Consider the following 20528-nt stretch of genomic DNA (forward strand, 5'->3'; position numbering starts at 1 on the left):
TTTAAAACCCTTTCCAGAAGCTTTTTGAAGGGCAAATATCCAAAGATGTTTAAAACTCACGGGCCGGAAGTTATACTAATCTGAATATCCCTGGCACACAAAAGATTTTAACTATTTGTATTTTTTTCTTTATATATAAGGTTTTTAAATCCAGCCGTTGGATTCAAGAAATTCAATAGCTTCTACGGCTCCGTCCCCATAAGAGGCTTCTGTCACGTAATTAGCAGCTTCTTTTATCCTTTCGTCGCCATTTGCAACAGCAATCCCAAAACCTGCAGCCTCAAACATTTCAATATCATTTTCTGAGTCTCCTATTGCCACAAAGTCTTCAGCTTCAAGCCCCATTATTTCCGCAAGCTTTCGGAGACCTGAACCTTTGTTGATCCGGGTACTTTTGATGTGGACTGCGTATTTGGTGTCAACCATTTCGACATCGAAGGGCTGGGTTTCCAGGAGGGTTCTGGCTTTTTCAAGGTTAAAGTCCCGTCTAAGGGCAATCTCGGTTTTTCGGTAGAAGGGATCGAGTTTTGTGAGCTTGAAATATTCGGATAGAAAAGAGAAGGCTTTTTCACATTCTTCCAGGCTTTCTTCAAAGGTGCCGTTCAGGTCGTAGCGGACTGTAACCGCGCCTCCGTTTTCGGCAATCACAGCCCCGTCCAGGCCGATAAGCTTTGATGCTGTCCTGGCATAACAGAGAATATTGCCTGTGGCAAGGACTACCGGGACTTTAAGGATACGGATTTTTTTGACGGCCCCGAGGTGGAGTTCCCTGTTCTCGCAGGTAATCGTCCCGTCAATGTCAATGACGATAGCTTTGAATTTCATTGAAAAGGGATTGGAACGGGGAGATAAAATACTTCCCCATTCATAGTTTTTAATTGATTACAGCTTTTACTGGTCGGTAAGTCCGGCTGTAGTAACCGCAACAACAGCTTCTCCTTCCGGAAGGCTGGGAGAGTCCACGAGGCGGATAATTCTCTTTTCTCCTTTGGACTTCCGCAGGTAGAGTCTGAAGGTTGCCGTGTGCCCCACAATATGTCCTCCGACAGGCCTTGTGGGATCGCCAAAGAAGGCATCGGGCTTTGCCATAACCTGATTTGTAACAACAACGCAGGCATTGAACAGGTCTCCGAAGCGGAGCAGGCCGTGCATATGTTTATTCAGCTTTTGCTGCCTGTCTGCAAGGGTTCCCCTTCCTACATATTCGGCCCTGAAGTGAGCCATAAGAGAGTCAACGATCAGCAGGCGAACGGGTTTTCCCATTTCCTTGAGCTCGTTTGCCAGGTCTGTTGCAGAGTCTACAAGAAGTATCTGGTGATTGGAATTGTATGCCCGCGCAACATGGATGTTCTGCAGGAATTCTTCAGGATCAAGTTCCATTCCGTACTTTTCGGAAAGTCCCTTTACCATCTGGGTAATCCTTTCCGGCCTGAAGGTGTTTTCGGTGTCGATTATAATGACGGACCCGTCAAGCCCTCCATGTTCTTTGTCCATCTGGACATTCACTGCGAGCTGGTGAGCCACCTGGGTCTTTCCGGAACCGAATTCTCCATACAGTTCGGTAATAGACTGGGTTTCTATGCCCCCACCCATCATTTCGTCAAATTCGACACAGCCGGTGGTAAGTTTGCCTACCAATTTCCTCCTTTCAAGGACGAGGTCTCCGGTCTCAAATCCCCCTATGTCAGCAGCCTGCCTTGCAGAATTGATGATTTTTGCGGCAGTCGATTCCCCGATTTCGGCTGTAGTTGCAAGTTCGGAAGGAGAGGCTACGGCCACTGCTTCAACGGTGTTAAATCCGGCTTCTTTGAGTTTTTCTGCAGTTGCAGGGCCAACTCCTGGCAGTTCTTCAAGTGCGACTTCGCTCATTACAAATTCTCCTGGATGCACATGTTTGTATAAGGTGCATAACGGTTGCTTTCCTATGGTTTTGCAGGTATATATAGCTAGAGGAGGCAGGTTGAAAGTATTCTGAACAGCATGGAAAACGCGTTAATTAATTCGAAAGAATCTGCCAAAAAAAAGAATAATAAAAGTTCTTTTCAGGCCCTTAAACTTACAAAAGAAAAGAAGAAAATAGATAAAAAAAATAAAAAACCCTCAAAAAGCCAAAAAAACGGAGAAAAACCAAAAATTCTTTTTACTTAGTAGAGTATCCTCCAATCATGCCAAAGGTCGCCGTAGGCGGTACGTTTCAGTATCTTCATGACGGACACGCCAGATTAATTGAAAAAGCATTTGAGATAGCAGGAGACGGAAAAGTCTACATAGGGCTTACCTCGGACGAGATGCTGCAAAAAAATCACAGTATCGACAATTATGAAAACAGGAGAGTCCGGCTGCTTGAGTACATAGACGAGATGGAGATTCCGAAAGAAAAATATGAAATTACAAGGCTGAACGATCCCTGCGGCCCGACTGTGGAGGAAGATTTCGACTACATAGTAGTCTCCCCCGAGACCTACCCGGTCGCCCTGAAAATCAACCGTATCAGAGAAAAAAAGGGAAAAAACCCTCTTGAAATTGTGTATGTTGAATATGTGATGGCTGAAGACGGGACTCCGATTTCGTCCACAAGGATTGCAAAAGGAGAAATTGACAGGCACGGAAAGATGAAAAGAGAGTCCCAGGCCTGAAAAAGCTGCATTTTCAGGCATATCCCTCCTTCAACAGGTATAAATCCGGACAGGATTATAAAGTGATAATATGCCCAGAGAATTTACACAAATGGACATTGACATTTTTAATAAGCTTGCCCCCGAAGCGGGAGGAAACCAGATTTCAAAAGAAGCAGGGCACCATTTCCCTTTCATCCTGCGCCCGGTTTCACACAAGTTTGCCGAATCTCCGGAAGACTTCAGGGAAAGGCTCGAGAGACTGAACGCAGAAGAACTTGACTACCTTGTAGGGCTTGCCCTCGAAGGAAAGGAAGATATCCAGTCCCTTGACGAAGACCTTGAAGAACTGATTGCGGTAGTCGAGGAAAAGTTATCCCCTGAAAAGGCAAAACAGTTAAAGGACCTTGTAGGCATTTTCTAAACCGTAAAGATATTCGAAAGGGGGGACACGAAAAGAAACCACCCGAATTGAATGCCTTCCGAATCGAATACCTTCTGAATCGAATACCTTCTGAATCGGATGTCTACCGAATCGAATGCTTTCTAAAAGGGATATAAGATATATCTTTGAAGATACATTTTTGAAAAACATGTCAGCCGAAAAACTATTTTTTGGTACTGCCGGAGTTCCCAAAAGCGCAAAAGCCAGCAATAGCCCTGCAGGAATTGAGCGGGTCCGGGAACTGGGGCTCGACTGTATGGAACTCGAGTTCGTGCAGGGGGTGCGCATGAGTGAAAAAGGGGCAGGAAACGTGCTGGAAACCTCCAGAAAAGAAAACATAGCTCTGAGCGTACATGCCCCTTATTATATCAACCTGAACTCCCCGGAAGAAGAGAAATTACAAGCCAGCATGGAAAGGATTTACCAGGCTGCAAGGATAGGCAGCCTCTGCGGAGCAGAGTCGATAGTACTGCACGCAGCCTTCTATCAGAAGAGCAATAAACAGGCTGTCTACGAGAATGTTTCAAAAGCCCTCGGAGAGCTTGCAGAGCAGCTCCAGGCCGAGAATATCCCTGCAGTCCTCAGGCCTGAGACCATGGGCAAACGTACGCAGTTTGGAACCCTTGAAGAAGTGCTTGCCTTAAGCGAAGAAATCGAAGGGGTAATGCCCTGTCTTGACTTTTCCCACATACATGCAAGGGAAGGAAAGGAAAACTCCTATCCCGAATTTACGGCAATCCTCTCGAAAGTGGAAGAAACCCTTGGAAAAGATGGGCTTGCAAACATGCACATGCATATCTCGGGAATAGAGTATAACAGGAACGGGGAAAAAAGACACCTGGTCCTGAAAGAATCCGACTTCAACTACCCCGAGCTCTTAAAGGCCCTCAAAGAATTCGAGGTTAAAGGGTTTGCCATCTGCGAAAGCCCGAACCTGGAAGAAGATGCGCTTCTGTTAAAGAAGACTTATATGGAATTATAATCTTGGAATTCCCTTTAATCTTGGAATTCCTTTTAATCTTGGAATTCCTTTTAATCTTGGAATTCCTTTTAATCTTGGAATTCCTTTTACAGCAAGTCACAATACTTTCCGGATAGGCTTTCAGTCTAATCCATCTACTGATCCTTCTTTTCTGCATTAAATTCGTTAACAGCTTTTGCTGTATTCTCAAGCAGCCTGAAAGCAAGATCCTGGTCCGGCCAGAACGCCATCCCACAGTCCGGGTTCGCATACTTAATTCGATCCCCGAGGACTGAATAAGCCGTTTCAAGCCTCTTTTTTATAACTTCCGGAGTCTCCAGCTCGGTTATGACTTTTTGCAGGTACTCCTTTTCCTTCCAGGCATTAATTCCGTACTTTTCATTGACAATATTTACAAGACTGAAAATATCGGTACTTGATACTCCGATTCCTGCATAAGTATCCGAATCTTCCAGCACTTTTCTGTCCAGAAGATCAAGGTAGGAAGGATTTCCCGCATACTCAAACCCTATGACATTGATAGGAGTCTCACATATAAGCTCATACTTCAATGGGGAATAAACATGAATCTCCATATCCGCCCCCTGTTGCCGGGCATAGGTAGAAGCAACAGTAAGAGCCGATATGATCTCAGCATCAGAAAACTGAATCATATCGGTTAACCCCAGGCTGATTTCATCCAGCGCTATAACCTTAATTTTGAAATTTTTTGCTGTTTTAAATGCCTGTTTAACGAATTTTTCAACATCCTGTGCAAGGATATTATATGCATCTACAAAAACCGTTGCCCCGAAAGCCTGAAGATACATATCCGTTGGGCCTGCAATACAAACCCTGACTTCAAGAGTCTTTCCGGTCTCCTTTTTGTATCGTTTTGCGACTTCATCGATTATTTCCAGCTCAAGGATCTTTGCACTTTCCTCTTTCAATACATAAGGCTCAGAACAGTTTTTTTCGTCTTTTATAATATCAAGAAACTGGCCTATCATATCTCTGAACTGAGGATATGTGGGAACGTGCACTCCCACATCAATTTTTCTCTGGAAAGCCTCCCCTATTATTGAAAAGAGTTTTTCGTCTTCATTTCGATTTTCAGCTGCAGCTTTTACCCACTCCCTTGTGACACCTTCAGGTGTGGGAAGGCTGCCTTCATCGATAAAAATAATCTCCTGCATGCCTGGTATTAAGAGAGATGAAGTTTTATAGATATTGGAATTATTCTGGCATTACAACGAATTATCTAAATTTTGCACCGCTGGTCGCTAAAAAAAGAAGTCTCAAACCAGTTTATTCTTAATCAATTTATGCTTAATCAATTTGTACTTATTTAGATTTGGCACACCTTTACAGATGACCTTCATTAATAAAAGTGTCTGGAAGTAAGTCGAGTAGTTTTCTAATTCTTTTTTGACCTTTTTTGTGATCAATTTGTAAAGACGACTTACTACCTAAACGTTCTAACATATATAATATCAAACGTCTCTCATATTGTTCAAGACAATATTCAGGGAAGTATTCTAGCAAATCCTCTTGAAAAAGCAATTCCCATCTATTGGCAATTCCTATCTATTATTGAATTCCTATCTATTGGCAATTCCTATCTATTATTGAATTCCGCTCCAACTGTACTGTTTACCACTATACTTTTTCTCGCCTTTTGTATGCCAACGCTTTTTCAAGTCTGCATATTTTTCCTTATAAATCAATATCAGGTAGACTCCAGACAGGCCCACGAGAGCATAAACCAACCTTGAGAGGATTGATTTCTTGCCAAAAAGAGCTGCTACCAGATCGAAATTCAGGATCCCTACAAGACCCCAGTTCAAAGCACCTATTATTACTAACAGTTTGGATAGAATCTTCAGTTCAGATTTATCCTTCTTTACCAGACCTTTCGAATACATATTTACCAGACCTCCCACCGTAAAGCATTAAGAAAGGACAGCTTATTTTTGGCTGGAAAATTTTGACCGAAAAATTCGGATCATTAAAATACCAGATGCTCTGTCCCCCAAACAATGTTGGAGCTAAGATTTTATTAATTTATTCCTCAAAATGGTCAGCATTGTTTTTCGGAAGGGGAGAAGTTTACTCAAAAGAACTCACCAATATTCAAAATAATATAATAACATTCAAAGGAACTTGATTAGTATTCAAAAGAATCTAACGAAAACCGAAAATAAGCAGAAAATAGCTGAAAAAAGAAAATGAAAAAAGAAAATGAAAAAAGAAAATGAAAAAAATTAGATTTTAAGCGCTCCAGGGTTTTCGTCGATCTCTTCAATCCACTTGCATCCGCCTTCCCTGTTAACCACGCCCACTGTAAACTCTATCCCACTTTTTTCCACATACTCCCGGGTCCTGTTCAGGGCATGGTCCACCATTCCGCCTGAAGTGAGGATGAGGCAGCGTTTTCCACATAGGGCCATAAGGATCGATTTGTCTATAACGCCCGAGGTCACGTCCAGGTGGATTCCGTCCTGTTCGGCAAGGGTCTTGCTTTGTTTGCCCATTGCCCCCACAAAGACGATTTCTCCGTCTTTAATGATCTGCCTGACCTCCGGCAGGGAATAACTGTCCATATCGTAAAGGAGCACTCCACCGGCTTTGATCCCTTTGCGCTTCAGTTCAACAATAGCTCTGCCATCAGGGTGGATGTGCAGGACTGTGGCATTAATCGCTTCATAAGGAGATTGGGTCGCATATTCCCCATACATAACCCCGATATTCAGGTTTTCGCCTTCCCTGACTCCGGGAGGGACCTCAACCCACATAAGGTCAAGCGGCTTTAGAGTGTTGACAAGCTCGGGTATTGTCTTGGGGGAATTTTTGCCGTATGCAAGCCCTCTCCTCTCAATTTCATGATAAATCTCAAGGGTAGTGGGCTGGCGCAGACCTGCTTTTTTAAGAAGCTCCTGCTCTTTGAAGACCTCCGCAGGGGTTCCCTGCCCTATAAGTTTGCTGTTTGACATGAGGTACACATAGTCAGACCAGCGGTAAGCCAGGTCCACATCGTGGGTAGAAATGATGATCGTACTCCCGAAATGGTTGAATTCGTTGAGCAGATCCATGATTTCGTCCGCCCCTACGGGGTCAAGGTTTGAAAGGGGCTCGTCAAGGATAATTACCTCAGGCTCCATAGCCATCACCCCTGCAATTGCAACCCTCTTTTTCTGCCCTCCACTCAGATGATGCGGGGGCTTGTCCTTCAGGCGGGTAAGCCCTACATGCTCAAGGGCATGCTGCACGCTGGCATCGATTCTTTCTTTTGAATAACCCAGGTTTGCAGGCCCGAAAGCCACGTCCTGATATACTGTGGGGGCAAAGATCTGGTCATCGGAATTCTGAAAAACTATTCCTACGGATTTCCGGATTTCCCGGAGGGACTTTGAATCGTACTTAAAAGGAGACCCGTGGAAAAGGATCTCCCCTTCCTGTGGCTTTAAAGTCCCGTTCAGGAGCAGGAAAAGAGTGGACTTTCCGGAGCCGTTCTGCCCTACGAAGGCGATCTTTTTTCCTTTTTTGATCTCGATATTTATTCCCTGGAGAGCTACAGTTCCGTCAGGGTAGGTGTACTTAAGGCCCCTGGTCTCAAGAATGATCATGATCTGTTACCTCAAACAATGGATATGTTTCTTGTAAAATAAAAAAGTGCAAGAACTGAAAGGAAGTAGGCAGAGGTTAGCAGCAGTTCTATTGCCCCTACAGGTCTTTGCACTTCAAAGAGAGTCATTTTTCCATCATAGCATCTGGAATTCATGGCAAGGAAGAGCTTGTCTCCCTGTTCCCAGGAACGGACGAAGAGAGTGCTTGCCAGCATACCCAGAGAATGGATCGAACGCCTGAAGTTCGAGTAGCCTAACCTTACAGTCTGAGCATACCTTATGGAAAGGGCCATATCCAGGAAAACGAAGATGTATCGGTAAATCAGCATGGAAAGCTCGATGAACGATTCCGGAAACCTGGATGCCTTGAGCACGGCAAAGAGTTCTATCATTGGCGTTGTAAGCGCAAGGAAGTAAAGGCAGCACATCCCGCTTAAGGACCGGGAAAGTACCAGCAGGGCAAGCTCAAGTCCGTCTGCCCTTACCGAGAAAAGATAACCTGCAAGTTCGAAAGACAGGAGCTCCTGTCCCGAGCCGGAGAAAAAAGCAATGATAATCACACCTGTGAGTGCAAAGCCTACGGGGGCGAGCAGGAGTTTCAGGTATAATTTAAGGGGAGCCCTGCCGAGAGCAATTGTTGTAAAGCTCATGCAGAGAGCTATGAAAAGAGGAGTAATAGGGGATGTGGACGAGACTCCCACAAGCAGCCCGAAACAAACTATCACCAGCTTCAACCAAGTGTTTCGGTGCCTTAGAGGGCTCATAAGGGCATAATCATCAAGGATATTTGTCATGTGGGGAACCTGCAGATAAGTAGATGAAAGCAAAAATCAAGGTTTAAAAATAAAAGGCAAAAGATAAAAACTTTCCTCCCACAGGGAGGACAGTAGAAGGGGAGAAGAAGAAATTATAGCGATTGTCTGTCGCTGGGTTTACTCTTATCTTTATATCCAATGTCGTTTTCATAACGGCCTTTGGCCTTGTAATAGCCAAGGAAGTAACCGATAATCCCTGCCCCGATAGCTGCCTGAAGCCCGAAGAGAAGGCTTTCTATTTCCCCACTTGGAGGCTCCCAGATAGGTTCTGCAATTGGTTCGTAAGTTCCGCCGGTGATCTCATAAATCACCCCTTCTGCTTCTCCGTCAGCTCCTCCGTATTCGGCATCTGTCGTGGATGACATATAAACGAACTGGGCTGCGAAGATGAGGAAAATTGCAAGTACGATTAGTTCCAGTTTTCTGCTCATGCGGGATTCCCTCTCAGTTTTCTTACGACCGAATCTTCAAGGACGTTCATTTCAACCAGGATATCGCTCTTAACGTTGACCACATACTTGAAGAGCAGGGCACTGACAGCTCCTTCCATGATTGCAAGAGGCACCTGAGTAACTGCAAAGACTCCGGCAAATTTAACGAACGAACTCATAAAGCCTGCAAAGGTAAGCACATCTCCTGCAGGATATGCAAGGGCAAGTTGCACAGAGGTAGTTACATAAGTTGCCCAGTCCCCGAGGGCCGTTGCAAGGAAAACTACAAGATAGAAATTGAGATTTGCTTTCATTCCTGCCTTATAGACCAGGTATGCCACCACAGGGCCCAGAATGCCCATAGAAAAGACATTTGCTCCAAGGGTTGTAAGTCCTCCGTGTGCAAGGAAAATTGCCTGGTAGATAAGTACGATGGTTCCGAGAACTGCGGTAATTGCCGGCCCGAACATAATTGCTGCAACCCCCGTGCCTGTGGGGTGAGAACAGCTTCCGACTACTGAAGGCAATTTAAGGGAAGATAACACAAAAATAAACGCACCTGCAACAGCAAGGAGAGGCAATACCTCTCGTTTTTCATTAATAAGCTTGTTCATTTTATAAATACCAAACGCGATCACTGGTATTGATACTACAAACCATAGTTGCCACCAGGGGGTCGGCAAAAATCCTTCCATTATGTGCATGAGATCACCGTAAGAATATCAAGTAAAGATTACTGAGGTTAAGTAAATTTAAATTGAGTTATTGCATACATAAAGGTTACGGTGTAACAGAAGCAGATGCATGAGAGCCTGTAAAATTAATTTGAACGTAAAAAGGTTCTCAAAGCTGAGAGTAAAAAGAACAGAACAAGCAAACTTGAATCAATATAAGGTATAACTCAAGAAACTGATTATACAGAATATTCAATAAAAATGAGAGAAATCAACATAAATAGAGATCTATTTAAAAAACTGAACTGAGACCCATGAAATACGGTATTAAAAAATAAATAGAGAAGAGAATAGAAAGTAAAATTGCGTAGAGTTCAGAGAAATGTGAGGAAAAAGAAAAAAGATGAAAAAAATAAAAAAATGGAGGTTATAGCCGCAGATAGTTTCCGTTTTATGACCCGGAAGATAGGTCTGAATGGCAAGCAAAGCAAATAAAAATCAACTAAAATTGCTTTAGCAAAGAGATATTGTACCCAAAGTTATATAAGTATATCCATTTGGTTCCTTTAGAGAAGAAATCTTGCAACAAGATCGCCAGAGACGGTATACTGTGGAAGAAAAATAAGAAGATTTAAATGTAAAATCTACATGAATAAAGGAAAATTGGCCTGAAATTGAAAGAAAATGCAGGCAAAAAAAGAAAAACTGAAAGCAAAAAAACCGGGTTTGAAAATGTCCGGGTTGCCCGCAGAAAAAGCGAAAATCCAATTTACTGGCTGTTTGAGGTACTCAAAGTTCTTTAAATTCACATAACTCTTTTAATTCATATTATTGTAAGCCTTAAAGCCGGTTTACATCTGTAAATCCGAAAGCTAATTTTACCGAAGAAGATTCAGGATTCGTTTTACCGGAATAAATCAGGGTTCATTTTACAGACCTGCAGACATTAAAATCCACCATTAAAAAGTACTACCGAATAAGCAAGTACTAAATAACGTCCGAATTTTCCCAGAAAGACCAGGATTGAAAAAGACCTGAAAGAAAGTTGCATAAGCCCTGCAACCATGGTAATCACATCCCCTATACCCGGCACCCAGGTGAAAAGAAGGGTGTAAACCCCATATTTGTTAAAAAGCCTTTCACTTTTCTCGAGCTTTTCAGGGGAAGGAGAAAGATACCTGTCGAGTACATTCCGCCCTTTTAAACCCAGATAGTAAGTGGTGCATGACCCGAGAAAGTTACCGGTGGTGGCAACCATAACTACGGCAAAAGGGCTAAACCCCTGGTAAACGAGGGCGATCACCAGAGCCTCCGACCCGAAAGGCAATACTGTAGAAGCCAGAAAACTCAGGATGAAAAGATGCAGGTAACCATAGTCAACAATAAAGGCGGTCAGGGATTCAAGCATAGCAATCTTTCTCTTAGTTCCTGCTTACTATTCTATTATATTATTTTGTTCCTGCTTACTATTTTATTATATTATTTTATGCCTGCGTGAGAGCAGGTTGTCCACATTAAAAGGTTAATACTTTTGATACTTGAACATAAGGAAAATAATAGTTTGAAAAAAACCCATAAAACAATCAGCTTGAAAGATACGAAGAAAAAAGAAGAAAAAGACCGGAATTAGAAATTAATTTCCGGTCCTTGCTACGGAAGAAATATCAACCCGGTTCAGTATCTTCTCTTCCTGAGCAGAACAAATGCCGTGGCCAGTATTCCGAGAGTTACAATCCCGCTGACAAAAGGAGTTGACTTCGTAACTTCGTAAGTTCCGCTCATATCCCCTATCTCAACAGTATAATTTCCTGCCTCACTCTCGGTATTAGAGAATTCGACCACCGTACTCGTACCGGCTTCAAGGCTCACGGTTTCGGACTCGACGGGCTCACCATTGACCAGCAGTTCCACTTCGTTTTCTCCTGCAATATTGCCGGTGTTTTCTACTTTCACCCGGATCGTAACTGCATCTCCGCCCTCAACAGAGGCAGGCTCGATTGAGAAGTCCGAATATTCAAAAACGGCTTTATCTTCGGAAACCTCGACAATGGTTTCGCCTTCTTCATAACCTGTCTTTGTGGCATTTACCGTATATGTACCCGGAGCGGTTGCCCAGTAAGATACAGTGCCGTCTGTGCCCGTCTGCTCCTCAACCTTCTGACCGCCGAAGTAGACATCCGCTCCGGAGACAGGCTTGTTTTCGACAGAGTCGGTAACCTTTATAGTAATCTGGTCTCCTATCCTAGCAGTTTCGGGAGAGACCGAGAGGAGCAATTTCAGGACACCTGCCCCGACAACGTCAACGTCCCTGGTTCCGGAGATATACCCTGCTTTGCTTGCAGACAATGTGAAGCTGCCTTCTTCGGTTGGAGTATACGTAAGCGTTCCGTCATCTCCTGTAGTCCCTATGCTCTCGTCATCGAGGAAGAGTTCTACCTCACTGACCGAAACGTTTCTTGCCGTGGCCAGAATTTCTGCTGCCTGCCCGACCACAAGGACATCGGGAGTTTCGATTTCCAGCTGGTCCTGGGCAGCAGTCTCGACTTCGACATAGGGGTAGAAACGCAGGACTGAGGCGTCGGCAACCCTGAACTTAATGTTGCCCATCAAGTCAATGGTATTGCCTTTTGAGAGGGAGATAGAGTCTTCGTTCTTCATCCTGATTCCGGAGCTGGAAATAGTGCTTAGTTCCATCTCGCCGAAAGAATCGCCCTGGGAAAGCTCAACATAATCTTCGGAGATCTGGAAGACCCCTTCTATGAACACAGCATTGGTTTCCGTACCGCTGAAGATCTGATCAAGATGGACTGCAATGAGAGGAAGATCTTCCGCACCCCCGAGACCCGTTTCATAGACATAGTCACTGTTGGAATTGAGGAAATCTTCATCCACCACATTCCCGTCCTTTTTGAGCTGCACCCATACGGTGTCTCCATTGACGTCCACTTCCGCAATGTTCAGGGAATAACCTTCATCAAGTGTCAGCGAAGAGCCCGTAAACATCGACTTTTTGTTGTCGTCATCAATCAGGACCTTTGCGAGGACATTGTCCGAAAGCACGCTCACGCTCTTTGAATTTCCAAAAGTATCATCAGGATAGCCTGCAAAATACTTCTCTGCCATAAAGCCGATAACTTCATAGCTCCCCCAGTCTTCGTGCTCGAATTTCACAAGGGCAGGGCTGGTGGAATAAACAAGCGTCTCGTCATCAATTGACCTACCACTGATATCTTCGGTGAGGGTCAGGCTTTCGGTGGAGACATTTTCATCGATATTGTAATAGAAGCCTTCAAAGTTGAACGGGGTCCAGACAGTTGTATCAAACACTTCATCGTGAACCGTTCCCCTCAATTCGTAGGTTCCGGGTTCGGAAGTCTCAACTATGGGGGCAAAGCGGATGTCGTCGGCATCAGCCACAAGGAAGCTGAGTATTCCCATTATTTCAACGGTGTCTCCCTTGCTAAGAGTAAAAGAATCCCGGTTTTTCATTGTGATCCCGGAACTTGATGTGGAACTTATTTCCATTTTCTCGAATCTGTCCCCGTTCTCGATCTTGACAAATTCATCGGAAACCTGGAAAACCCCATCAACAAAAACAGCATTGGTTTCCGTGCCGCTAAAGATCTGATCAAGGTGGACTGCAATCAGGGGTACATCTTCCGTATCCCCAAGATCGGTTTCATAAACATAGTCACTGTCAGAAGAAAGGAAACCGTTATCCACTACATCCCCATCCTTTTCAAGCTGGACCCATACTTTATCTCCGCTGACATCTACCTCGACGATGTTCAGGGAATAGCCTTCTTCAAGTATGAGGGAAGAGCCCGTATACATGGATTCCCGGTCATCACTATCGATCAGGATCTTCGAGAGCTGCCCGTCCGAAATAACACTTATCCCGTCATTTACAAAGCTGGAATTTTCGGTGTATCCGGCAAAATACCGCTCAGCCATAAACCCTATGACCTGATAGGAACCCCAGTTTTCGAATTCGAACTCCGTTTCTATGGGTTTTGTCTCATACTCCAATCCGTTTCTTGCAATGCTCCGGCTGCCGGCAGTAAGGTGGATAGTCATATATTCGGAACCTTCCCCGGTATCCAGGTCATAGTAAAAGCCTGAATACGTCTGGGGTGTCCAGGTATAAGTAAGACTCTGATTAGCGTTTTCATCCCATATGCGGTCGCCTGTTGAATTTGAAACCTCTGCGGCTGCAGTTTCGCAAAGCAATCCAAGCACTAGAAACAGACATAACGTAATCATATATTTTTTAGTCCCCAAGGTAGACCTCCTTTTGAGATAATGGAGCAGGGATGAAGCCTTTGGTAAACCAGAGAGAAAAATAGAAACAAAAAAGTTTCCAGAAAATCCCCTAAAGTTTACCTGGGCTCGAATACCCCTTTTGCTATAAGATTTTTAAAATATTCAATAATATACAGTTCAAGATATTGCATGGATTGAATAAAGGTTTTTGGGTAGTTGTTATTATAAGCAGGGGAAAATGAAATATGAAATCCTTAAAGCGGAAGAAAAAAAGAGAAAGAAGAAAATATAAGGTCAAAGTAACTTAAAAAATAAAAAAGAAGAGGAATATAAAAAATTACATATTTTTCTTTTTAAACATGATGTTTTTACTACAGAAAGTTTTTTACTTGTGAAGCATCTTTTTTTACTTTAAACTGTTTCTTACGTACGGATTAATTTTTTGCTTATTAAGCAGTTTTTTGTAAAACACAAACCAGGGATTATCCAGAAAACCGATTACATTCTTACTGATAAGCTGCCCTATAACCAGAGGAAGGACAGGCATAATCCCGTAATAAGCTATAACGACAAAGATCAGGGAGTCCAGTGTAAGATTAACAAAGTCACTTGCACTCGAACGAAGCCAGATATAAGGGTTTATCAGGGTATCGTGTGGGAAGTTCTTTTCTTTTTGTTAAAAATGTTTTTTGAGGGATGCAAAGACCCAGGCGTCAAGGTTCGAGCAGACCAGAAAAGAAACCCAGCTTGCAATTGTGATCCTGATGCTCAGTCCAAAGAGGCTCATCCAGGCGTCTTCCAGTTCAAAGAAAGGAGCAGGGCTGAGACTTGTGACCATACCTATGAAGAGCACGAACAAAACCTGGGTCGCAAAAGCGATGAAAATGGAGATATGCGTTTTCCTCTCCCCATAGACTTCATTGATCATGTCCACGACCTGAGCAATAAAAGGATAGATGAAAACTGCCGCAGGAGCAAAGAAAGAGTAAAAGCCGAGGTCAAAGACAATAATACGCGTGGCAAGGATCTGGGAAGCCGCAAGGTAAACCACATAGAAAGCAGTGAGCACGGTAAAACCGTTTTCAGGCATTTTTTTAATAACATAAACAGATGTATAAGTAGCAATTGTAAGAGTGATAATCCAGTATAACCAGACTAACATTTTTTATCACAACCGGGTTTTCATGAAGCTTGGGGTGGATCGGGACCTGGAATGGAGCGACAAACTTGAAATAAACCGACAGAGACTGCAGAGTTTAAAATTAAAGAGGAGGCAAACCTGCAAAATTACAGGATTCGGGAAGGAAAAAATAGTGCTTATTTTATTTAAAGTGTGTATATTTTCTATCACAGGGAGCTCCGGAGAATACCCCTGATTTGAGTCCCACCACTCGAAAAAGGGTTCTTCAACCCTCCAGGCCTCCAACCAGAAAAACAACAATCCTTTTTGAAATTCTACCTGGATATCCATAAAATATAAGTTGAAAGAGAAGATTTCTGACCTGTAGAATCAAGAATAAATTTCAGAAGGAATTAACTGCAAATAATCAATCTGGTAATCATTGCAAATAGAGAATCGTTACGTAAATCATTAAAACGGAGAATTACTCTGAAATTCAATAATCAACCTGCAAGATCGAGAATTGACCTTCAGAATCAAAAAATAACATATGGAGCCGTCCCAGGCATGGAAAAAGATACCAGCATTCCAGAAGACCTGAAACTTGCCGTACTTGAAAAGATCAAACCCACGGAAGCCGAAAGAAAAATACTCACGGCAGTTCAGGAGGAACTTGCAGCAGAAGTAAAAGCGGCAGCAGAGAAACTTTGTGTAGCGGATATTTTTGTAAAAATGGTTGGTTCTGCCGCAAGAGGCACCTGGCTTTCAGGCACCCATGACATTGATGTTTTTATCAGCTTCCCCGAGGAAACCTCCAGAGAGGAACTGGAGAGGAGGGGCATGGAGATTGCCAGGGAAGTGGCAAAAAAAGCAGAGCATGCCGAAGACCGTCATGCTGAACACCCTTACCTGAACATTGTTTTCAAAGGCTTTGACGTTGACCTTGTCCCCTGCTTCAGGGTCGAATCCGCCTGCCAGCTCAAATCCGCGGTGGACAGGACACCCTTCCACAACGAATTCGTAAAAACCCACATAAAAGGCCGGGAAGACGATGTCCTGCTCATGAAGCAGTTCATGCGCGGAGGCGGAGTCTACGGCTCGGAACTGAAAACCCAGGGCTTTTCAGGCTACCTGACCGAACTCCTGATCATTCACTACGGCTCCTTCGAAAACACCGTAAAAGCCGCCTGTCTCTGGAAACCCGGCAAGAAAATAGACATTATGCAGCACTCGGAAATGGAACATACCGAACCTCTTGTAATGGTAGACCCTACCGACCCCAAACGAAACGTTGCAGCAGCCCTCTCCCTCGACAAATTCTGCATGTTCATGGACCACTGCCGGGAGTTTATGAAAAGCCCCGGACTCAACTTCTTTTTCCCGCCCCCCCTCTCGCCGCTTGAAGACAGAGAATTCCTTGAGAAGCTGGAAAGCCGGAAAAGTTCCCAGCTTGCAATTGTCTTCAAAACCCCCGATATTGTGGACGACGTCCTCTACCCGCAGCTCTACAAAATGGAACAGGCTGCAGCTGCCCTCCTGCACGAATACGATTTTTCGGTAATCAAAACCGGCGTCTGGTCAGGAAAGCCCGAGACCGTAGTCATGCTCGAACTGATCTCCGGCACCCTCCCCAACGTCAAGAAAAGAATCGGTCCTCCGGTCTGGGTCAGGGAGCACGCCGAGAAGTTCAAAGCCAAGTACGAAGGGGCTGAAAATGTTTTCGGAGGCTATATCGAAGGCGGAAAGTACGTCTTTGAAATCCAGAGAAAATATCCCACTGCAAAAGGGCTCCTTGAAAACCAGCTTCTAAACTGTTCCCTCGGAAAACAGGTCAAGAGCAGTGTGAGTGCAGGCTTTGAGGTCATCGAAGATGCAGAGATCTGCAGGCTGAAAGATCCTGATTTCAGGGTTTTTTTGAGGAAATGGGTGTAAATTTACTATTAAGCACAAATCGTCCCTCAATATTCGATTTTTCATATAAAGCGGAATTTTTTCCGCACAAATCCTATTTACCGGCTCTTATTCGTTAATCCTTATTCTAAAAAGAAACCGTTTTAAGCTTTAAGTTTTATCGGAACTTATGGTGTTGGGCAGTTGATAGATCAGGAAGAGATTCACAAGCAGTGTTTTAGTGATGATCCAAAAAAGCGTGTCAAAGCGGTAGAGCAATTAAAAGATAATTTTTCATTACATTCCAATAAAGAAAAGGCGTGGAACGACTTAATTAAGCTGGCCAATAGTGAAGATTGGCATGTAAATAATAATGCTACTTATGCCCTTATTTCTGTATTTTCTCAAGTGCCAGATAAACAACAGGCATGGAACGATTTGGTTAAACTCGCAACTGGTAAAGATAGTCCAGTAAGGTTTAGAGCTGCATCTATTCTTAGTTCTGTATTTCCCCATGTGCCAGATCAGCAAAAAGCAGAAGATGATTTACATAAGATGACCATCGATAAAGACAGCTTTATTAGGCGTATGGCTGCCTCTGTCCTTGGTTCTTCCTTTACTCAAGTTCCAGATAAAAGGCAAGCTTGGAATGACTTACATAGAATGATTACTGATGAAGAAAAGGACGTCAGGCGTATGGCTGCCTCTGCTCTTGGTTCTGTATTTTCTCAAGTACCAGATAAACAACAAACTTGGGATGACTTAATTAAACTCACAACCGATAAAGATAATTCGGTAAGATCTAGGGCCGTTTCTGCTCTTGGATCTGCATTTCCCCATACACTAGATAAACAAAAAGCATGGGATGATTTGCATAGATTGACTACTAGTAACGATAGTTCAGTGAGGTCTGGTGTCGCCCATGTTCTTGGTTCTGCATTCTCACACGTGCCGGATAAACAACAGGCATGGAGTGATTTACATAGACTGGCTACTGATAATGTTAATTCAGTAAGGTCTAAAGCCGCCCATACTCTTGGTTCTGCATTCTCACACGTGCCGGGTAAACAAAAAGCATGGAATGACTTGCATAGATTGACTACTGATGAAGATCGTTTTGTGAGGTGTAATGCCGCCTTTGCTCTTGGTTCTTCATTCTCACACGTGCCGGATAAGCAAAAAGCATGGAATGAAATACACAAACTAACGACTGATGAGGACAGTTTTGTAAGGTCTGGTGCAACCTTTGCTCTTCATTTTGCTTTTTCTCAAATTCCAGATAAACAACAAGCTTGGGATGACTTAATTAAACTCACAACTGATGAAAACAGTAATGTGAAAAGTAGGGCTACCGCTGCCCTTAGCTCTGTATTCTCGGACGCACCAGATAAGCAAAAGGCATGGAACGACTTACATAGAATTACCACTAATGAAAATAGTTCGATTAGATCTAGTGTCGTCTCTGCTCTTGGTCCCGTATTCTCACACGTGCCAGATAAACAAAAAGCATGGAATGACTTGCATAGATTGACTACTGATGAAGACAGTTTTGTGAGGAGTAATGCTGCCTTTGCTTTTTTTTTCGCTTTTTCTCAAGTTCCAGATAAACAGCAAGCTTGGAATGATTTAGTTAGACTTACAACAGACGAAAACAGTAACGTGAAGTATACGGCTGTAGACGTCCTTGGTTCTGCGTTTTCTCAAGTGCCGGATAAACAACAGGCATGGAGTAACTTAATTAAACTTTCAACAGATGAAGACAATTGGATGAGGCATAGTGCCGTTTTTGCTCTCGGTTCTGCATTTTCTCAAGTGCCGGATAAACAACAGGCATGGAGTGATATCCGTGGACTGACCATCAATGAAGATAGTGTTGTTAGGCGTATAACTGCCTCTGCCCTTGGTTCTGCATTCTCACACGTGCCGGATAAACAAAAAGCATGGAATGATTTACATAGACTATCCATCGATAAAGACGAGGATGTTAGAATCTATGCAAACCATTCTCTTGGAAAAGTTTCCATCTTTAAGGCTTCTCAAGCAGAAAAAGAAGAAGATTACAAACGAGAATTGGAAATAGCAATTGAGTTCTTCAAAAAAGCAGCACAGGAGTCGGAATTGAGTAACCCATCTCAATTCTGTCTTCCTTTTTACCGTTCGTTCCATACAATAGTTTTCAAAAAACAGGAAGCAAAAGAAGAAGTAGACAAATATCTTGCAGAAGCAAAAAAGGCCGTTGGTGGTTCAAAAAGCAAAGAATTGCTCTTTGAAGCTGTTAATAACCTTGCAAACGCATTAAAAGAAGTCCAAGATCTGGAAAATCGAGACTTAGAGGAAAAAAAAGGTGAACTTAATTATTATAGGCAATACTGTGATCGTGCAGCAGAACTAATGAGAGATACCGAAGGAACCGCACCTTTTGCAACTATAGCAATGAAAAAAGGGCTGCCTATATTGGACAGAAACCTAAAAGAGCTTCTCGAAGAGATTCAAAAGAAAGCAAAGATCGCGTGTCAGGTTTCTCAAGGTACTTCAACACAAGAGATTGCATGTTCTATTAGTAAAGAAGTCCAAACATGGGAAATTGGTAGTCAGGAAGAAATGGCATTTTGTGTAGAGCGTTTTATATTTACTTTAGAATCAAAAATTCCAAGGCTTCCAGAGAACGAGAATATTTTTAAGATTATCAATGAGAGCAAAGATCAAAAAGACATTAACAAATTGTTAGAGAATGCTTCAGAGTTGATAGAAATAATACCGGAAATAACCATTGATCCTGAGAGAATGAAACCGACAATTGGAATCATTACTGCTTTACCAAAAGAATATGCTGCGGTTAACATATTACTGGAAAATAAAAAAGACAAATATAAGATCTCAGGCTATGGAGCAGGCCGAAGGTATTGCTTAGGAGAAATACTTTCCGAGGAAGGGAATAAACACAACTTAGTTTTGGCAACTTCAGGCATGGGAAATAATATTGCTGCAACAAGGGCAGCTCTTCTTCTTGAGCACTTCCCAAATGTAAAATCAATTATTATGGTTGGCATTGCAGGAGGTGTTCCAAATCCATATAAAGAGAATGTTGATGATCATGTTCGTCTGGGAGATATAGTTGTTTCAAATGAAAACGGGGTTATCCAGTACGACTTGATAAAGCAAGAGATTCAGGAAATTACTTGTAGAAATCCTCCCAGACCACCGAGTTCGAGTCTTATAGAAGCAGTAAGATACCTTGAAGCAGAAGAAATTCTTGGAAATCGCCCATGGGAAAAATATATCGCTCAATCTCTTTCTCAACTTAAAATTGATCGTCCTTCCGAGGATAAAGACATTTTGCACAATTCAGACAATCAGGATGAAATTATTTCTCATCCTGAAGACCCGAAGAGAGTAAATGGTCAACCTCGAGTCTTTACAGGACCTATCGCTTCTGCAAATATACTTCAGAAAGACCCAAATGCAAGAGATAAATTACGGGATAAGTTCAAAGTAAAAGCCATTGAAATGGAAGCTTCAGGCATTGCAGATGCAACATGGAACCATGAAGTAGGTTATCTGGTGGTAAGGGGCATCTGTGATTATTGTGATTCTCATAAAAATGACGAATGGCAACAGTACGCAGCAGTTGTGGCAGCTGCGTATACAAGAGCCTTAATCGAATCGATTCCATAACCACAAATACCAA

16 protein-coding genes and 1 pseudogene are annotated in these 20528 nt (G+C 43.1%); 6 read left to right on the top strand and 11 right to left on the bottom strand.

Annotation, left to right across the window (positions count from 1 at the left end):
• Positions 1–144 precede the first annotated feature (144 nt).
• Positions 145–825, bottom strand: a complete 681-nt coding sequence (locus tag MA_RS18510; RefSeq protein WP_011023459.1) for a phosphoglycolate phosphatase — start codon at positions 823–825, stop codon at positions 145–147.
• 66 nt (positions 826–891) lie between these two features.
• Positions 892–1869, bottom strand: a complete 978-nt coding sequence (radA, locus tag MA_RS18515) for a DNA repair and recombination protein RadA (RefSeq protein WP_011023460.1) — start codon at positions 1867–1869, stop codon at positions 892–894.
• Positions 1870–2165: 296 nt separating this feature from the next.
• Between radA and MA_RS18520 the strand changes: the two genes are divergently transcribed.
• The 3 genes from MA_RS18520 to MA_RS18530 all read left to right on the top strand — a co-directional run bounded on the left by MA_RS18520 (position 2166) and on the right by MA_RS18530 (position 4042).
• Positions 2166–2636, top strand: a complete 471-nt coding sequence (locus MA_RS18520; RefSeq protein WP_011023461.1) for a phosphopantetheine adenylyltransferase — start codon at positions 2166–2168, stop codon at positions 2634–2636.
• A 70-nt stretch (positions 2637–2706) separates the two neighbouring features.
• Positions 2707–3039, top strand: a complete 333-nt coding sequence (locus MA_RS18525; protein ID WP_011023462.1) for a hypothetical protein — start codon at positions 2707–2709, stop codon at positions 3037–3039.
• 169 nt (positions 3040–3208) lie between these two features.
• On the top strand, positions 3209–4042 hold the full coding sequence (locus MA_RS18530) for a TIM barrel protein (protein ID WP_011023463.1): 834 nt from the start codon (positions 3209–3211) through the stop codon (positions 4040–4042).
• A gap of 134 nt (positions 4043–4176) precedes the next feature.
• Here the strand turns inward: MA_RS18530 and MA_RS18535 are convergent, their stop codons facing one another.
• Both MA_RS18535 and MA_RS18540 read right to left on the bottom strand, forming a co-directional pair.
• The gene (locus MA_RS18535; RefSeq protein WP_011023464.1) at positions 4177–5217 is read right to left on the bottom strand and encodes a methionine synthase; all 1041 of its coding nucleotides are present in this window, start codon (positions 5215–5217) and stop codon (positions 4177–4179) included.
• Positions 5218–5646: 429 nt separating this feature from the next.
• Positions 5647–5964, bottom strand: coding sequence for a DUF378 domain-containing protein (locus MA_RS18540; protein ID WP_226990654.1), 318 nt, complete (start codon positions 5962–5964; stop codon positions 5647–5649).
• A gap of 44 nt (positions 5965–6008) precedes the next feature.
• On the opposite strand from MA_RS18540, the gene MA_RS27445 reads away from it, so the two are divergent.
• Positions 6009–6188 (top strand): hypothetical protein, encoded by a 180-nt coding sequence (locus MA_RS27445; RefSeq protein WP_157860320.1) that lies wholly within the window; start codon positions 6009–6011, stop codon positions 6186–6188.
• Between the two features lie 97 nt (positions 6189–6285).
• Here MA_RS27445 and MA_RS18545 read toward each other — a convergent pair whose 3' ends face one another.
• From MA_RS18545 to MA_RS18575, 7 genes and pseudogenes are all read right to left on the bottom strand, one after another.
• Positions 6286–7647, bottom strand: a complete 1362-nt coding sequence (locus tag MA_RS18545) for an energy-coupling factor ABC transporter ATP-binding protein (protein ID WP_011023466.1) — start codon at positions 7645–7647, stop codon at positions 6286–6288.
• Positions 7648–7658: 11 nt separating this feature from the next.
• Positions 7659–8441, bottom strand: a complete 783-nt coding sequence (gene cbiQ, locus MA_RS18550; protein WP_048065744.1) for a cobalt ECF transporter T component CbiQ — start codon at positions 8439–8441, stop codon at positions 7659–7661.
• Positions 8442–8554: 113 nt separating this feature from the next.
• On the bottom strand, positions 8555–8893 hold the full coding sequence (locus tag MA_RS18555; RefSeq protein ID WP_011023468.1) for an energy-coupling factor ABC transporter substrate-binding protein: 339 nt from the start codon (positions 8891–8893) through the stop codon (positions 8555–8557).
• Complete coding sequence (locus MA_RS18560; RefSeq protein ID WP_011023469.1) at positions 8890–9597, bottom strand: energy-coupling factor ABC transporter permease; 708 nt, start codon at positions 9595–9597, stop codon at positions 8890–8892. Before MA_RS18560 ends, MA_RS18555 begins: the two co-directional genes overlap by 4 nt.
• A 916-nt stretch (positions 9598–10513) precedes the next feature.
• Positions 10514–10975 carry a YqaA family protein gene (locus tag MA_RS18565; protein ID WP_011023470.1) on the bottom strand — a complete coding sequence of 154 codons (462 nt, stop codon included), beginning with the start codon at positions 10973–10975 and terminating at the stop codon, positions 10514–10516.
• A gap of 266 nt (positions 10976–11241) precedes the next feature.
• Entirely contained in the window at positions 11242–13830 is a 2589-nt protein-coding gene (locus MA_RS18570; RefSeq protein WP_394295993.1) for an S-layer protein domain-containing protein, read from the bottom strand.
• Positions 13831–14236: 406 nt separating this feature from the next.
• Positions 14237–14992, bottom strand: a pseudogene (locus tag MA_RS18575) (queuosine precursor transporter).
• A gap of 525 nt (positions 14993–15517) precedes the next feature.
• Here MA_RS18575 and cca point away from each other — a divergent pair.
• A complete protein-coding gene (cca, locus tag MA_RS18585) occupies positions 15518–16882 on the top strand; it encodes a CCA tRNA nucleotidyltransferase (protein WP_011023473.1) in 1365 nt (454 codons plus the stop codon).
• Positions 16883–17044: 162 nt separating this feature from the next.
• Positions 17045–20515, top strand: coding sequence for a HEAT repeat domain-containing protein (locus MA_RS18590; RefSeq protein WP_011023474.1), 3471 nt, complete (start codon positions 17045–17047; stop codon positions 20513–20515).
• The last annotated feature ends 13 nt before the right edge of the window (positions 20516–20528 follow it).

Origin of the sequence: Methanosarcina acetivorans C2A, from assembly GCF_000007345.1 — an archaeon.
Lineage (GTDB): Archaea > Halobacteriota > Methanosarcinia > Methanosarcinales > Methanosarcinaceae > Methanosarcina > Methanosarcina acetivorans.

Bases quoted from the DNA above. Each gene is read 5' to 3' on its own strand.
- MA_RS18520 (WP_011023461.1), top strand. From the start codon at position 2,166: ATGCCAAAGGTCGCCGTAGGCGGTACGTTTCAGTATCTTCATGACGGA.
- MA_RS18525 (WP_011023462.1), top strand. From the start codon at position 2,707: ATGCCCAGAGAATTTACACAAATGGACATTGACATTTTTAATAAGCTT.
- MA_RS18545 (WP_011023466.1), bottom strand. From the start codon at position 7,647: ATGATCATTCTTGAGACCAGGGGCCTTAAGTACACCTACCCTGACGGA.
- cbiQ (WP_048065744.1), bottom strand. From the start codon at position 8,441: ATGACAAATATCCTTGATGATTATGCCCTTATGAGCCCTCTAAGGCAC.
- cca (WP_011023473.1), top strand. From the start codon at position 15,518: ATGGAAAAAGATACCAGCATTCCAGAAGACCTGAAACTTGCCGTACTT.
- MA_RS18565 (WP_011023470.1), bottom strand. From the start codon at position 10,975: ATGCTTGAATCCCTGACCGCCTTTATTGTTGACTATGGTTACCTGCAT.
- MA_RS18560 (WP_011023469.1), bottom strand. From the start codon at position 9,597: ATGCACATAATGGAAGGATTTTTGCCGACCCCCTGGTGGCAACTATGG.
- MA_RS18535 (WP_011023464.1), bottom strand. From the start codon at position 5,217: ATGCAGGAGATTATTTTTATCGATGAAGGCAGCCTTCCCACACCTGAA.
- radA (WP_011023460.1), bottom strand. From the start codon at position 1,869: ATGAGCGAAGTCGCACTTGAAGAACTGCCAGGAGTTGGCCCTGCAACT.
- MA_RS18555 (WP_011023468.1), bottom strand. From the start codon at position 8,893: ATGAGCAGAAAACTGGAACTAATCGTACTTGCAATTTTCCTCATCTTC.
- MA_RS18510 (WP_011023459.1), bottom strand. From the start codon at position 825: ATGAAATTCAAAGCTATCGTCATTGACATTGACGGGACGATTACCTGC.
- MA_RS18570 (WP_394295993.1), bottom strand. From the start codon at position 13,830: ATGATTACGTTATGTCTGTTTCTAGTGCTTGGATTGCTTTGCGAAACT.
- MA_RS18530 (WP_011023463.1), top strand. From the start codon at position 3,209: ATGTCAGCCGAAAAACTATTTTTTGGTACTGCCGGAGTTCCCAAAAGC.